Source organism: Leptospira hartskeerlii, assembly GCF_002811475.1.
In the GTDB taxonomy this organism is placed as follows: domain Bacteria; phylum Spirochaetota; class Leptospiria; order Leptospirales; family Leptospiraceae; genus Leptospira_B; species Leptospira_B hartskeerlii.
Genome location: NZ_NPDL01000007.1, coordinates 109,002 through 122,364 on the forward strand (window position 1 = coordinate 109,002; position 13,363 = coordinate 122,364).

Annotated in this window: 12 protein-coding genes; 4 read left to right on the plus strand and 8 right to left on the minus strand. The window is 41.2% G+C overall.

What is annotated here, in order from left to right; genetic code table 11:
• The first annotated feature begins 33 nt into the window (after positions 1 to 33).
• Entirely contained in the window at positions 34 to 1,014 is a 981-nt protein-coding gene (locus tag CH352_RS13750) for a cysteine synthase A (RefSeq protein ID WP_100707818.1), read from the plus strand.
• Here CH352_RS13750 and CH352_RS13755 read toward each other — a convergent pair.
• Positions 1,011 to 1,997, minus strand: coding sequence for an LA_0442/LA_0875 N-terminal domain-containing protein (locus CH352_RS13755; RefSeq protein ID WP_100707722.1), 987 nt, complete (start codon positions 1,995 to 1,997; stop codon positions 1,011 to 1,013). The genes CH352_RS13750 and CH352_RS13755 overlap by 4 nt on opposite strands.
• Positions 1,998 to 2,142: 145 nt before the next feature.
• Between CH352_RS13755 and CH352_RS13760 the strand changes: the two genes are divergently transcribed.
• On the plus strand, positions 2,143 to 2,424 hold the full coding sequence (locus CH352_RS13760) for an LIC_11321 family protein (protein ID WP_100707721.1): 282 nt from the start codon (positions 2,143 to 2,145) through the stop codon (positions 2,422 to 2,424).
• A 71-nt stretch (positions 2,425 to 2,495) separates the two neighbouring features.
• Here the strand turns inward: CH352_RS13760 and CH352_RS13765 are convergent, their stop codons facing one another.
• The 7 genes from CH352_RS13765 to CH352_RS13795 all read right to left on the minus strand — a co-directional run bounded on the left by CH352_RS13765 (position 2,496) and on the right by CH352_RS13795 (position 10,811).
• Positions 2,496 to 3,527 carry an LIC11086 family outer membrane transporter gene (locus CH352_RS13765; RefSeq protein ID WP_100707720.1) on the minus strand — a complete coding sequence of 344 codons (1,032 nt, stop codon included), beginning with the start codon at positions 3,525 to 3,527 and terminating at the stop codon, positions 2,496 to 2,498.
• Positions 3,518 to 4,387: a hypothetical protein gene (locus CH352_RS13770; protein WP_243396403.1), complete on the minus strand. Its 870-nt coding sequence runs from the start codon at positions 4,385 to 4,387 to the stop codon at positions 3,518 to 3,520. The genes CH352_RS13765 and CH352_RS13770 overlap by 10 nt, the downstream gene beginning before the upstream one ends.
• A 14-nt stretch (positions 4,388 to 4,401) precedes the next feature.
• Complete coding sequence (locus CH352_RS13775; protein ID WP_100733516.1) at positions 4,402 to 5,550, minus strand: methanobactin export MATE transporter MbnM; 1,149 nt, start codon at positions 5,548 to 5,550, stop codon at positions 4,402 to 4,404.
• 48 nt (positions 5,551 to 5,598) lie between these two features.
• On the minus strand, positions 5,599 to 6,507 hold the full coding sequence (locus tag CH352_RS13780) for an MbnP family copper-binding protein (RefSeq protein ID WP_100707717.1): 909 nt from the start codon (positions 6,505 to 6,507) through the stop codon (positions 5,599 to 5,601).
• Between the two features lie 97 nt (positions 6,508 to 6,604).
• Positions 6,605 to 7,051 (minus strand): LIC_11090 family protein, encoded by a 447-nt coding sequence (locus CH352_RS13785; RefSeq protein ID WP_100707716.1) that lies wholly within the window; start codon positions 7,049 to 7,051, stop codon positions 6,605 to 6,607.
• Entirely contained in the window at positions 7,048 to 7,359 is a 312-nt protein-coding gene (locus tag CH352_RS13790; protein ID WP_100707715.1) for a beta clamp domain-containing protein, read from the minus strand. Before CH352_RS13790 ends, CH352_RS13785 begins: the two co-directional genes overlap by 4 nt.
• A gap of 83 nt (positions 7,360 to 7,442) precedes the next feature.
• On the minus strand, positions 7,443 to 10,811 hold the full coding sequence (locus CH352_RS13795; RefSeq protein WP_100707714.1) for a methylmalonyl-CoA mutase family protein: 3,369 nt from the start codon (positions 10,809 to 10,811) through the stop codon (positions 7,443 to 7,445).
• Positions 10,812 to 11,009: 198 nt separating this feature from the next.
• Here CH352_RS13795 and CH352_RS13800 point away from each other — a divergent pair, with 198 nt between their 5' ends.
• Both CH352_RS13800 and CH352_RS13805 read left to right on the plus strand, forming a co-directional pair.
• Positions 11,010 to 12,032: a phosphatase PAP2 family protein gene (locus tag CH352_RS13800; RefSeq protein ID WP_100707713.1), complete on the plus strand. Its 1,023-nt coding sequence runs from the start codon at positions 11,010 to 11,012 to the stop codon at positions 12,030 to 12,032.
• A 4-nt stretch (positions 12,033 to 12,036) separates the two neighbouring features.
• Entirely contained in the window at positions 12,037 to 13,332 is a 1,296-nt protein-coding gene (locus CH352_RS13805) for an oligosaccharide flippase family protein (protein WP_100707712.1), read from the plus strand.
• Positions 13,333 to 13,363 lie beyond the last annotated feature (31 nt).

Sequence of the window (13,363 nt, forward strand, 5' to 3'; positions counted from 1 at the left end):
GATATATTAAAACATTATAATAAAGAGGTTCATATGGAGATCAAAAAAGGTTTTGCGGATGCTATCGGGAACACTCCTCTGATCCGTTTGAATTATTATTCGGATCTAACAGGTTGTGAAATTTTAGGAAAGGCGGAATTCTTAAATCCTGGAGGTTCGGTAAAAGACAGAGCAGCATTATTCATCATTGAAGAAGCGGAGAAGAAAGGATTCTTAAAACCGGGAGGGACAGTGGTCGAAGGCACTGCGGGAAATACGGGAATTGGCCTAGTACATATCTGCAATGCGAAAGGATACAAATGTCTGATCGTGATCCCAGACACACAATCCAAAGAAAAAATAGATCTACTTAGAACACTTGGAGCGGAAGTAAGAACGGTCCCTGCAGTCCCTTATAAAGATCCTGGAAACTACGTAAAAGTTTCCGCTCGTATCGCAGAAGAAACTCCTAATGCGATTTGGGCCAACCAATTCGACAACGTCGCAAACCGTTTAGCGCATTATCATACTACAGGACCTGAGATCTGGAGACAAACAGAAGGAAAAGTGGACGCTTGGCTTGCATCTTTAGGAACAGGAGGAACATTCAGCGGGACAGCTATGTTCTTAAAGGAAAAAAATCCTAAGATCAAAACGATTGCAGCTGAACCATACGGATCAGCAATTTATAATTTTGTAAAGAAGGGAGAACTAAGCTCCGAAGGAAATTCTTTTACGGAAGGTATCGGTAACGGTAGAATTACAGAGAATATGAAAGACGCACCTTTTGATGATGCGATCCGAGTCACTGACGCAGAATGTTTAGAGTTTATTTATACACTTCTCCGTAAAGACGGATTGTTTGTGGGAGGTTCTAGTGGGATCAATGTAGGTGCCGCGGTAAAACTAGCAAAAGAACTTGGACCTGGACATACAATCGTTACGATTCTTGCGGACAGTGGAGCGAGATACCAGTCCAGGTTATATGACCAGGACTGGTTGAAATCGAAAGGATACTCTATTCCGGAAGTTTAGAAAGTGCTTACATACCTTAAGTCGGTGCGGTATTCCCAAAGATTACTCGCACCACCTGCTGCGATAGGCATATAATTACTTTTAAAATTGAATCCTTCTTTAACTGCTTCTCCGGAAGGAGTTTGGATAATATTGTGAGTGGCCCATTTTTGGCCTAAGAAATAACTCTGAGCCAATTGGACTAAATACAAACCGACACCCATATAAAGTCCGGTTCTGCTATAAGTCTCGTATTGGTTTTCTTTACTCTTGAAGGAATTATATTCTGAAATACTATCCGATTGCAGTTTAGTCACGAGAACTGAGGCGCCTGTAATACCTGAACCTTGGATCTGTGCGTAAGTAACTGGATCTTCGAATAAAATTTTACTCAGTCGATTCTCCGCTTTATTATGCTGTTCCGTTGCAGCTTGGCTTCCACCGATCGCAACAAGGATAGATAGACCGATTCCTATTTGATAGGCTCTGGCATAGTTATCATGCTTCATTGTGGAAAGTCCCCAACCAGGGAGAATTGCGGATTTCCAAACTGGCTCCCAAGGATTTCGATTGGCGGAAATATATTCTTCCCAACTAGAATCTTGTTCGTCTATGTACTTCTCGATCAATGCCAGACGTTTTTGCACCGCCTTATAACTGTTTTCCTTGATCATCTGTTCCAAAAGAACAGTGTCCAATTGTTCTTCTTTTTCTGGCTTCTTGCCGTCTTTGTTCAGTTTTTTCTTTTCAGCGTCGAATAATTTTGCAAGTTCTGCCTCGTCTTTGATATCCTTGAAGATAATCTTTAAGATCTGGGACTTGGCTAAGGTTTGCCTTTTGGTTTCTTTCAGAATTGTAACCGTGTCTGTAGACTGATCGATTACAGTTCCATAGGTTTTTTCACCATTTTTTAAGAGGATCGTTTCCGCCGAAACTTGGCTGAATGCGATCGTAATGAGGATAACGGATACTGATCCTAGTAGAATTGAGCGGAGATTTTTCATTCGAATTCCTATTCGGTCTTTTGAACTTTTCTCCCTTTGTCACCTTCATAAGGCCGCCGAGTCAACGTAAAAACTCGACTTCAGATTTTGAATTCAGGGATTTTTCCTTGCTTTGAAAACTAATTCTATAGATAAAATAGTTAGGATGAATTTCAGAACTCCGATCTTGGTTTTTGCATTTAGTTGTCTTTGTTGGGTCTCTAGTTCTGTCTCGGGAGTTTCTCCTGAACCTTCTAAAGATACAAAGAACCAAGAGCCATCACCCAAAAAGGAAAAACCTTCTAAGATCCAAGGGTGTTGCCGGATCAAATACGAAGGAGGAGGGATCGACTATTTTCCCTCCACCGAGGAAGAATGTGTAGCTAAGTCGGGCTTCCAGAGTTTCGAAAAAAATTCAGCACTATGTTTCCAGTCTCTCTGGGATTAAATGGCCGCGTCCCTCGCAAATCACAAAGCCAAAATCCTTCGCGGTCTTGGCGCCTCGCGTGAAAACGGCAGCTACTTCTTCTCTAAGTCATCTTCAGACTCGAATTCTTCCGCTTCTTTCTCCGATTTTTTTGAAGAATCTCTCCATTCCGGAATTTCAAAAGAAATAGAAGTAGTAATCGCATAATCATAAAGCCGTATCTCAGGATCTCTAATTAATGGAAGACGACCCGCGATCGTAAGATAAGTTCCTTTTGTAAGAGTATAATTAAAACCTAAACTAGCTTCCTTGAATGCTTTCGGGAATTTTTTCTGGGTTTCTGAATCTTCTTCCAAAAGGCTACCACCACCGATCACGTTCACATAAGGAGTCCTGTATAAAAGTCCGCCGAAAACGCTAAAATCCTTGGACCAAAAATAAGTAACGTATGCAAACCATTGTGTGATCTTTTGGATCTCGGGATGTTCTTCCGTGTTCTGAGTTGTTGAACTTTGCGCCCAATAGGGAAGACCTGACTGAGTATCCAAATTCGCATGATCCTTAGAAAGTGGAAAAATACCTGAACCTCTAAGTACAAATAGGAATTGTTTCCAAGTAGCGCCTAGGGTAAGATTCGCGATCCCTGAATAATAATCTCCACCAGCGAATTTATCCGTATCACCACCGGAAGGAAAACCAAGTCTACCTTCTAAAATAATAAAGAATGGCCAGCCCGTATCTATCAAAGGATTCCATTTGGCTCCCACGAATGCCTTACCGTAACGAGCAGCATCACTTCTATCCTTCTGCTCATAATAGGTCCAAGGAGCGCTGAAGTTCGCCGCAAATTTACCGCCCGCAAAGTTAAGCTCACCGAAAACCGTAGTCGTATGAAGATTAGAATTATCAATTGTTCCTTTTTGAAAATCCTGAGTGATCAGAAAATAATCGGAAGGTTTCTCTCTTTTGCCGGTAAAAGGATCCACGAATCTTGTGGAAGAGATCATATTCTGTCCTTCTCCTGCATGGTGGGCAAAAATTTCTCCTCCTAAAAAGATAAAGAAGAGAAATGTAAAGATTCGTATAAAGAACGAAAGTGTATGTTTTTGAAATATTAGAAACATGAATATAATACCAAGACCTGGCCGCTTGTATCCAAATTCTCGAGGATTTCGGAGTAAAGCGTCGTATTTTCGAAATCGTTGATCGTGATCTCTGAACCGGAGAGTGCAAAGATCCCATCCAAGATAGAAAAGGAAGATCCAGCTCTCTGAGAGAGTAAACCGTCCGTTCTAAATCCTATGGAAAAAGGAACATTCTTTTTATAAGGAATTTCCAATTCGCAGGAAGCCTCTACTTGGAATTCCGCCTCTCTTAATTCTACGTGAACCGTTTTTGTAGTAGATCCATTAAAGATTTCGAATGTAAGAAGAAGGTCCGAAAATTCTCCATAAATATGTTCCAAAGTCCCGTATGGAACCGCAGGGAAAGGTGATAAACTTTGTCTCTTCACAGGTCCCGTTAGGGTAGTAAAATCGGAAACTGAAATATCGCCTGGAGAAAAACTTCCTGTGATCCCATATTTTTTTGAGTAGGAACCGGTTCCTGTTGTCGGAGTTTCCGAACCTCCAGAATGGAATGCATGGATCTTTCCGTCCGCAAAGGACGAGGAAACTGAAAAAGAATTTTCAGGAGCTTTGAATAACATGGAAATACTTTCCAAGACAACTTCATTTTGGGTGAGTTGTATCTGGTAGGAAGAACTTCCGGTCAATATAAAAGACCCGATATCAGAGTCTCCTTGGTCATCCGAGTAATACAACCAGGGAGAAATGATCGCCCTTCTTTCGTCCATGATACGGAATAACGCCTGTAATTCCGTGGACCTTTCTTCTGTCGAATTTCCTAAAGTCCCATAGGTGCATGCCTGAAAGGAAAATAGGAAAAGTAAGATATATTTGGATTTTGTTCTATTCTTCATCATATTTTTCTAAAATTTCAAAACGGATCTTGGAATTTAGGATTGGTCGTGAATTCGGTGTCCGTAAGGCTTTTTAAAAATTCCACCAAGTCCTGCTTTTCCGATTCACTTAAGGAAAAACTTCTTACGAAAACGTCTCTGTTTGGATTGTTAGTTCCATCTCCGCTTCCACCGTTTACATAATGGTTGATCACAGACAATAGATCCGGAATGGAACCGTCATGCATGTATGGGGCAGTGAGGTCTACATTACGCAGAGAAGGGGCTCTGAATTTTCCACGATCCGATTCCTGAAAGGTGAACTCGTATAACCCGCCATTCGGACTTACAAATCTTGAAGAATCCAATCCATTATTATGAAATGTAACTTCTTCGAAAACGGTTCCAGTATGCAGGATCGTGTCCGTAAAATTGAAACCACCATGACAATGGAAACATTCCGCTCTTTCTCCAAAAAATAGATTTTTACCTCGGATCGCGGAAGCGCTTAAGGCGGTAAAATCCCCGGCCTGATATCGATCATAAGCTGAATTTCCGGAAATAAATGTCCTCTGGAAACTGGACAGAGCTTTTGTAATATTTAATATACTGAAAGGGTTTTGATCGCTCGGGAATGCCGCCTTGAATTTAGAAGTGTAGTCCGGATCATTCGAAAGTCTTTCCAACAAAAGATCTTCTCTGTCCTTCATTCCAAGTTCCACAGGATTATCTCCAAACATTGGAACTCTTGCCTGATCTTCTAATTTTTTCAGCAGTGGATTTGCCCAAGTTTGTCTGAGATTATAAACCACATTAGAAAGATGTTGTGCGTTTCTTGGATGAGATTGGCCTGTAGAACCTAAAGAAACAGTCTGTCCGTCGGTAAACGCATTCTCTTGTTTATGGCAACTGCCGCAAGATTGGGTTTCATTTTCTGACAATCTTATATCATAAAACAAAAACTTACCTAACTCTACTTTCTCCAAAGTGATCGGATTATCACTCGGGACTTTCGGAGTGGGAAATCCCGCAGGAAGATCCCAAACATAAGGAGTTCCTTCCGATGTGCTTGTGCCTAACAGCAAATATAACCCTTCCGATCCGGAACTTTTTTCCTTCTCTAATCCCAATTGTGCGCATTGGAAATATAGAAAGAAGAATAATGAAAATATAATATATCTGTTCATAAAATAATCCGGCTTCGGCCAAATCGACCGAAACCATCGTTATAGTTCCTATTTGGAGATAATCCCAAACGCTGTCTGAGTGGCAGAACCGGCATTTCCGGTTGAATAATCCAAACCGAAATTCGGATACACTAAGGAGCAGGTCCCGCTGTCCATAGCTCCCATAGAATGGCAAGATTTGCTTCCAGTGCTGATATCCCAGCCGGTCACAGCTTTTTTCAGGTCAAACTGTACCTTTTGGGTGAATGGATTAAATCCTTCTGTAGGAGTTAATTCTATCCTGGCACGGTTGGAGTTTGTGCAGGTATAAACTCCTCCTGACTCGGAACAACCTGCTGAACCCATATGCAAAACTGCTGCATTTCCGACTGTTGCAGGATCGTTGGATAAAAATTCTCCAACGAAAAATCTGTATCCCATGGTCCAGCTCCAAGCAAGCCCTGAAACATTGAGCGGACTAGGAGCCACACTATAATCGATATGATTTAAACTTTCTGGAACTCCCAAGGTGAATCTAAGGGTTTTGTAGGTTTTATTCTCTACAGCAGCTTGTACAAAATTATTAGTTTCGGTAGTTCCGCTGCAGCTTCCTTTTCCATTTTCGAAATCTAAAAGAGCGATTCCACTGTATTGCCAAACGCCAGTATTAGGAACATCTAAAGTAATAATATTATCGTTCTGATCCACCAATTCGAATTCTGACACATAGAATCTAAGATCCTTGAGCCCGATCGGCATTACTCCCGCAACATGTTGGATTGCGACAGAATCGCCATGTCCTGTAATATCTCCTCCGCATGTAGCTTCGCTATCTCCAACTACTGCTTTGAATTCGATTCCTGGTTGGTTTAGGGTGGCTAATGCCAAAAGGGCCATGTTCGGTTTGGAAGATCCGTCGCAATTGAGTGCAACGGCGGACGAAAAAAGTAAGATAATATATTTATATAATGATTTCATAATATTCTCCTGAGGAAAGCATTTTGCTTTCCGGTTTTTCATATACGCATGAGGATATGGGTATCCTATACGCCCTCGTTCGAGGCTTGGAAAATGTTTAGGAGAATCGAGGTGGTCTTTCTAAGTCAAAAGAAACAAACACTCCTGAGCCTTCTTGTATACGGCTTAAAAGTTCAGAGCCAAGAGCCTCTGGAGCGATGTTTTCTAATTTGGAATAAGTGAAAAATTGAGTGCAGATAGTACCGCTTAAATTAGAAGCTTTATCTTTTGCTTTTTTACAGGCACATTTATGAACTTCTCCCGATTTAGCGGAATGACAATCAGGTAGGGAAGAAGCTTTGTGATCTGAATGATCTTCTCCCGCATCGGCAAGTTTAGAGGAGAATCTTGCATCTTCAGAGTTAGAGTGTTTTTCTTTTTGGCTTCCGTGATTACAATGGCAAAGTTTGATCTCTCCTGCGAGCATTCCGCAGAACCAACCGCTTCCGAATACCAAACTTTGGAATAGGAAGCATTGGGCCAGAATGATCGAGATCGTTTTCATTGCAGGGAGATTTTCAGTCGATTTAAGACAGTTTTGAGTCCTTCGCTGGTTTTGATTTCCACCGGGACTCCTTTGGATTTTAATTCAGCCAAAAGTTTTAGGATCCGATTCAGGATAAGAGAAGGAATGGCGACTACGTTTTCGAGATCAAGCTCTACAATGTTCGGCTGGATTTCTTGGATCTTTTGTAGGATCAGGCCGATTTCTTCTGTTTCGACAGAACATACATTTCGCACAAAAACGACTCTAAACCGTTTTTTTTCCGCGTATACATGTGTCTCCGTAAACTGAATTGCAGAAGAAGTCATAGCTTTGGACCAAATTTTCTACTTTGAAACCCGAAGGGAAACAAAAAAAGGTCCTCAGAATTGATTTGTATCACTCTAACGGATCACATACTTCTTCTGTATTGGCCACCCACTTCATAAAGAGAATGGGTCATTTGTCCTAGAGAGCAAACTTTTCCTGCTTCTACTAACGCCTCAAATCCGTTCTCTCCGGAAAGACAGGCAGCCTGCAGATTTTTCAAAGCGTGAATTGAATCCTCTTGGTTCCTAAATTGAAATGCTTCCAATTCGTTGATTTGTGCTTTTTTCTCAGCCTCTGTAGAGCGGATCACTTCTTCCGGAAGAATAGTAGGAGATCCATCCTTTCCTAAGAAAGTGTTCACTCCGATCACAGGAATTTCTCCGGTATGTTTTCTATGCTCATACTCTAAAGATTCTTCCTGGATCTTATTTCTCTGGTACATTCTTTCCATTGCACCGAGAACTCCTCCTCTTTCAGAGATACGTCGGAACTCGGACAAGATCGCTTCTTCTACTAGATCGGAAAGATCGTCTATGATGAAGGAACCTTGTAGAGGATTTTCATTTTTAGCTAATCCCAATTCTCTATTGATGATGAGCTGGATAGCCATCGCTCTTCTGACTGATTCTTCTGTCGGAGTTGTGATCGCCTCATCATATGCGTTTGTATGTAAACTATTACAATTATCATAGATTGCATATAATGCTTGTAAGGTGGTGCGGATATCGTTGAATGCGATCTCTTGCGCGTGTAAAGAACGACCGGAAGTTTGGATATGATACTTCAACATTTGAGAACGTTCAGATCCGCTGTATTTATACTTCATACTCTTGGCCCAGATCTTACGGGCTACTCTGCCGATTACCGCATATTCTGGATCTATTCCATTGGAGAAGAAGAAGGAAAGATTCGGAGCGAAATCATCTATCTTCATTCCTCTAGATAGATAATATTCCACAAATGTAAATCCGTTTGCGAGAGTGAATGCAACCTGAGTGATCGGATTTGCTCCCGCCTCTGCGATATGATATCCTGAAATAGAAACGGAATAAAAATTTCGGACCTTATTCCAGATAAAATATTCTTGGATATCTCCCATCAATTTTAATGCGAATTCAGTGGAGAAGATACACGTATTCTGTGCCTGGTCCTCTTTTAAGATGTCTGCCTGAACCGTTCCTCGAACGGAAGAAAGAGTTTCCTTCTTTATCTTTTCATAAACTTCTTTAGGAAGTATCTGATCTCCGGTAGTTCCTAAAAGAAGAAGGCCCAGACCATCATTTCCTTTCGGGATCTCTCCTTTATAATGAGGAACAGGAACATCTTTTTTAGAATAGATCTCTGCAAGTTTGGATTTTGCTTCTTCCACTTTCCCTTCTGCTCGAATATACTTCTCACAGGTTTGGTCGATCGCGGTGTTTAAGAAGAAGGATAGAAGCATCGGTGCCGGTCCGTTGATCGTCATGGACACGGAAGTGCTCGGGCTACAAAGATCAAAACCTGAATAGAGCTTTTTAGCATCGTCTAAAGTGGCGATACTTACTCCGGAGTTCCCGATCTTACCGTAAATATCCGGACGAAGTCCAGGATCTTCTCCATATAGAGTGACTGAATCGAATGCAGTGCTTAAACGATGAGCCGGCATTCCATGGCTGACATAGTGGAATCTTGAGTTTGTTCTTTCCGGTCCGCCTTCTCCGGCGAACATACGAGTAGGGTCTTCACCGGTTCTCTTGAAAGGGAATACTCCCGCTGCAAATGGGAATTCTCCTGGGAAATTCTCAGTGTAAGACCATTTTACGATCTCTCCCCAATTTCGGAATTTAGGAACGGAAACCTTGGGTATATTTAGATTACTTAAAGATTTTGTAAAATTCTCTACCTTGATCTCTTTGTCTCTAACTGTATAAGTGAAAAATTCTCCTGAATATTTTTCCAGTTTGGAATCCCATTCTTTCAGGATCTTTTTTGTATCCGGATGAAGCTGGGCCTCTCTTTTGGAATATTCTTCTTCCAAGTCGGAAACGTTTTTGCCTCTTTCTTTTAATACCTCGATTGTGCCTTTGATCCTGTATAAAACTTCTGCAGTTTCGGATTCTTTTTTGACGAAGTTCTCGTATTTCTCGCATTCTTCTGCGATCTCCGCAAGATATCTTTGTCTATCAGGAGGAATGATGTGGATCTTTTGGCTAGTCTCGGCACTGGAAACAAAATTAGATTTCCATCCAAGATTGAATTTTTTATTCAAAGAATCGATGAGTGCAACATATAAGTTATTTGTTCCCGGATCATTAAATTGAGAAGCGATTGTTCCGAAGACTGGCATTTTTTCCGGAGAGGAATCGAACAATTTTCTGGATCTTTGGTATTGTTTCTGAACGTCTCTGATGGCATCTAACGCTCCTCTTTTGTCGCACTTATTGACTGCGACCAGGTCCGCATAATCGATCATATCAATCTTTTCTAATTGTGTAGCGGCACCGAATTCGGGAGTCATTACGTAGAGTGAAAGATCGGATACTTCCGTGATCTCCGAATCACTTTGCCCGATCCCTGCGGTCTCTACGATCACAAAGTCGAATTCGGAACTTTTGAGAACATCCAAACTTTTTTTGACATTTCGGTTTAATGCGATATTTGCTTCTCTGGTCGCAAAAGACCTCATATAAACTCTTGGATGAGAGATAGAATTCATTCGGATCCTATCTCCTAAGAGGGCACCGCCCGTTTTTCTTTTGGAAGGATCCACGGAGATAATGGCTATAGTTTTATCTTCGAAATCATGAATAAATCTTCTGACAAGTTCATCGGTAAGAGAGGATTTTCCAGCACCTCCCGTTCCAGTAATTCCTAAGATCGGAATTGTCTTCTTAGAAATCGGAAAATCTAATTTTCCCGTATCTACCTTCTTAGGATCATTTTCGGAAGATTCCACTAAGGAAATGGATTCTGCGATCGCGATTGGATTTTTTTTGCGAATTTCAGAGAATAGATTTCCGTTAAATCTATGAGGTGGAATAAAATCAGATTTTTGTAATAGATCGTTGATCATTCCTTGGAGACCCAAAGAACGTCCATCGTCCGGAGAATAAATTTTAGAAACTCCGTAAGCTTCTAACTCTTGTATCTCCGAAGGAAGAATGGTCCCTCCGCCTCCGCCGAATACTTTGATATGAGAGCTTCCTTTTTCTTTTAAAAGGTCTATCATGTATTTAAAATATTCTACATGACCTCCTTGGTAGCTTGTGACAGCAATTCCCTGAACGTCTTCCTGGATGGCACAATCTACAATTTCCTGAACCGATCTATTATGACCTAAATGAACTACTTCCGCTCCTGAGGATTGGAGTATTCTTCTCATAATATTGATGGAAGCGTCATGGCCGTCAAAAAGCGAGGCCGCTGTCACAAATTTTAATTTATTATGGGGGATATAAACTTCAGGTTCCATTATATTCTCCTAATGTTCGAGCTTGGGCAAATTTTAACCGAACTTTGTTTGTTTTGTCGTTTGGAGAACGATCGTTCAATAAATTCCATCTATATATCTATCATGCTGCAGGAATAAGAATCTATCAACCGGATTTTGGCATACAAAACGACTGTTCTAAAAACACCCGGAAGGTAAAGATCCGGAAAAGAATTCATTTTGCGTTTAAAACCGAAACTTTATATGTTCGTTTTTATGACGGATAGTTTCCTGTGGAAAGAGATCTTATTCTCTAACGCGCCTTTAGAGGCTCTTCATATTTCCTTCTTAAAAACCGTACTGGACCCTTTTACGATTTTGTTCCATTACTTGGGCTCTTCTCTCTTTTTTATGGCTTTGGTCTCTCTCATCTATCTTTGTGTGGATCGTAAGATAGGGATCAGAATGACATTGGGATTGCTAATCGCAGGAGTTGTGAATGGAGCTTTTAAGGCTCTTCTTACAATGCCTAGACCGATCGGTTTACCTTTTCCTTCCGAACTCGGACTCATGGAGGGTTCATACGGATTTCCATCCGGACATGTACAGACTGCAGTGGTGTTATACGGAACATTATTTTTGCATATACGAATTCGCTGGGTGAGGATACTCACCGCGTTTCTGATCCTATTCATGCCCATCTCAAGAATGTACGCGGGACTTCATTTTTTGGGAGATACTTTGGGAGGTTTTACTTTAGGAATACTCATATTATTCGGATTAGAGTTCTTGTTCACAAAAGATCCGGAAATTTTAGAGCCGAGTTTTGTGGGACAGACCCCTAATACGGGACAGGCCCCTGACCAAAAAAAATTGAAGTCATTTGTGCTTTTCATTTTAGCTATTACTGTGCCTAGTATTCTTCTTCATGATCCTAGCCAACCTGAGTCTACAAATAGATCCTGGGAGCAGGTGATCTCTTCTGCGGGAGCGCTTGCAGGTTTCGGGATCGGGATTTTGTACAACAAGAGGGAAGGGCTAGATTGGAAATCAGTCGATTCTTGGATCGTATTTTTAATCCGAGTCGGTGTGATTATTCTTGGGATCTTGATCTTTTATTTGGCTCTCGGAAAAATTCTCTCCTCTCTATTTGGGGAAAATCCGGTTGCCAGATACTTTAAGTATGGGATCGTGTGTTACTATATCGGCCATCTCGCTCCCATTCTTTTGAAAAGGATACGCGGAGGCATCTATCTGACTTAACTTCATGCTTCGCCTTGGATCCTCCTTACAGTTCATTTTCGAAAGTTTCGGAAAATTACGGACCTCCGGATTCATACGTAGCTTTTTTTCAGTAGGGTTTTCCAAGGTAATCGCCTCCTTACTGAATTTTATCTTCATGGTATATTCGGTCAGGATCCTGAGTAAGAACGAGAATGGGATCTTCCAATATTATTCCGGATTTCTGCCGGTGCTTTTAGCCGTGGCAGAATTCGGATTGCCCACCGCCTTAGTACGTTTCCTTGCTCCAATGACAGAAGACAAACGTAAGATTGGAGTGCTTCTCGCATCTTCTCTTTGGGTCAAATGGGCAGCGTTATTTCTGTTGGTGTTTGTTACTGGAATTGCCGTTTATTTTTTAAAGGAGAACGCACTGGCTGCATTCCTTCTGGTATTCGGTAGCTTTGTTCTTTCTTTCAATTCGTATTTCGAAAGTATATTTGTTTCTTTCGGACAATATCACGCACTTTCGATATGGTATCCACTTCCGAACCTGATCCGTATTTTGATCCTATATTTAGCGGACCAATTTTCGGAGCATGCGCTCGGGCATTTGGATATACTTGGGATCTTCTCCGTTGCTCCGGTTTTTACAATTGTACTATTTTTCCTTTTATTCCCGAGAGGAAAACTACATTGGGCGGGCGATAAAGAAGAAGTCCGACAACAGACCAGGGAACTCATCTCATTCAACCGTTACGCGTTTTTGGCATCTTTGTTTGCGATCGTGTCCGATAGAATGGAGTTATTTTTCTTAAACAAATACCATTCTAACGAGGCAGTGGCGGCTTACGGAGTGGCATTACAACCTTTCAGTGGATTTGTGATCTTGTTTTCAGTTTTGAATTCAATGATCTATCCTAAACTCTCCAGACTTACTGAGAATAAGGAATTCACGAGTTATTTAGGCAAATCTATCTTAGTAGCGGTTGTATTTGCATTGGCATTAGGGCCTTGGGTGTTTTTAGGAGACTGGGTATTCTCCGCATTGTTCTCCGGAAAATATCCCGAATCAGTTCCCGTATTCCAATTATTGTATCCGAATTATCTATTTCAATTGGTGTTTTCTCCGCTTGGAATGGCTTTGTTCGCTTTGGGCCAGCCTAGGTTACTTGCTATACTTGCATTGGTAAGATTGATCTTCGGATTGGTTTTGGATAATCTTTTGATCCCAGAATATGGGACTATGGGAGCGGCGGGAGCATTTTTCTTAGGACAGATCCCTTCCTGGTTCTTGCTTAGCGGCTATTTTTTAGCGTATTATAGACCTTCTACCAAATAGATGACGAAATATATTCTAAAATTAGAATATT

Coding starts and splice junctions, on each gene's coding strand:
- CH352_RS13765 (WP_100707720.1), bottom strand. CDS start 3,527: ATGTTTCTAATATTTCAAAAACATACACTTTCGTTCTTTATACGAATC.
- CH352_RS13760 (WP_100707721.1), top strand. CDS start 2,143: ATGAATTTCAGAACTCCGATCTTGGTTTTTGCATTTAGTTGTCTTTGT.
- CH352_RS13750 (WP_100707818.1), top strand. CDS start 34: ATGGAGATCAAAAAAGGTTTTGCGGATGCTATCGGGAACACTCCTCTG.
- CH352_RS13780 (WP_100707717.1), bottom strand. CDS start 6,507: ATGAAATCATTATATAAATATATTATCTTACTTTTTTCGTCCGCCGTT.
- CH352_RS13795 (WP_100707714.1), bottom strand. CDS start 10,811: ATGGAACCTGAAGTTTATATCCCCCATAATAAATTAAAATTTGTGACA.
- CH352_RS13775 (WP_100733516.1), bottom strand. CDS start 5,550: ATGAACAGATATATTATATTTTCATTATTCTTCTTTCTATATTTCCAA.
- CH352_RS13805 (WP_100707712.1), top strand. CDS start 12,037: ATGCTTCGCCTTGGATCCTCCTTACAGTTCATTTTCGAAAGTTTCGGA.
- CH352_RS13790 (WP_100707715.1), bottom strand. CDS start 7,359: ATGACTTCTTCTGCAATTCAGTTTACGGAGACACATGTATACGCGGAA.
- CH352_RS13785 (WP_100707716.1), bottom strand. CDS start 7,051: ATGAAAACGATCTCGATCATTCTGGCCCAATGCTTCCTATTCCAAAGT.
- CH352_RS13770 (WP_243396403.1), bottom strand. CDS start 4,387: ATGATGAAGAATAGAACAAAATCCAAATATATCTTACTTTTCCTATTT.
- CH352_RS13755 (WP_100707722.1), bottom strand. CDS start 1,997: ATGAAAAATCTCCGCTCAATTCTACTAGGATCAGTATCCGTTATCCTC.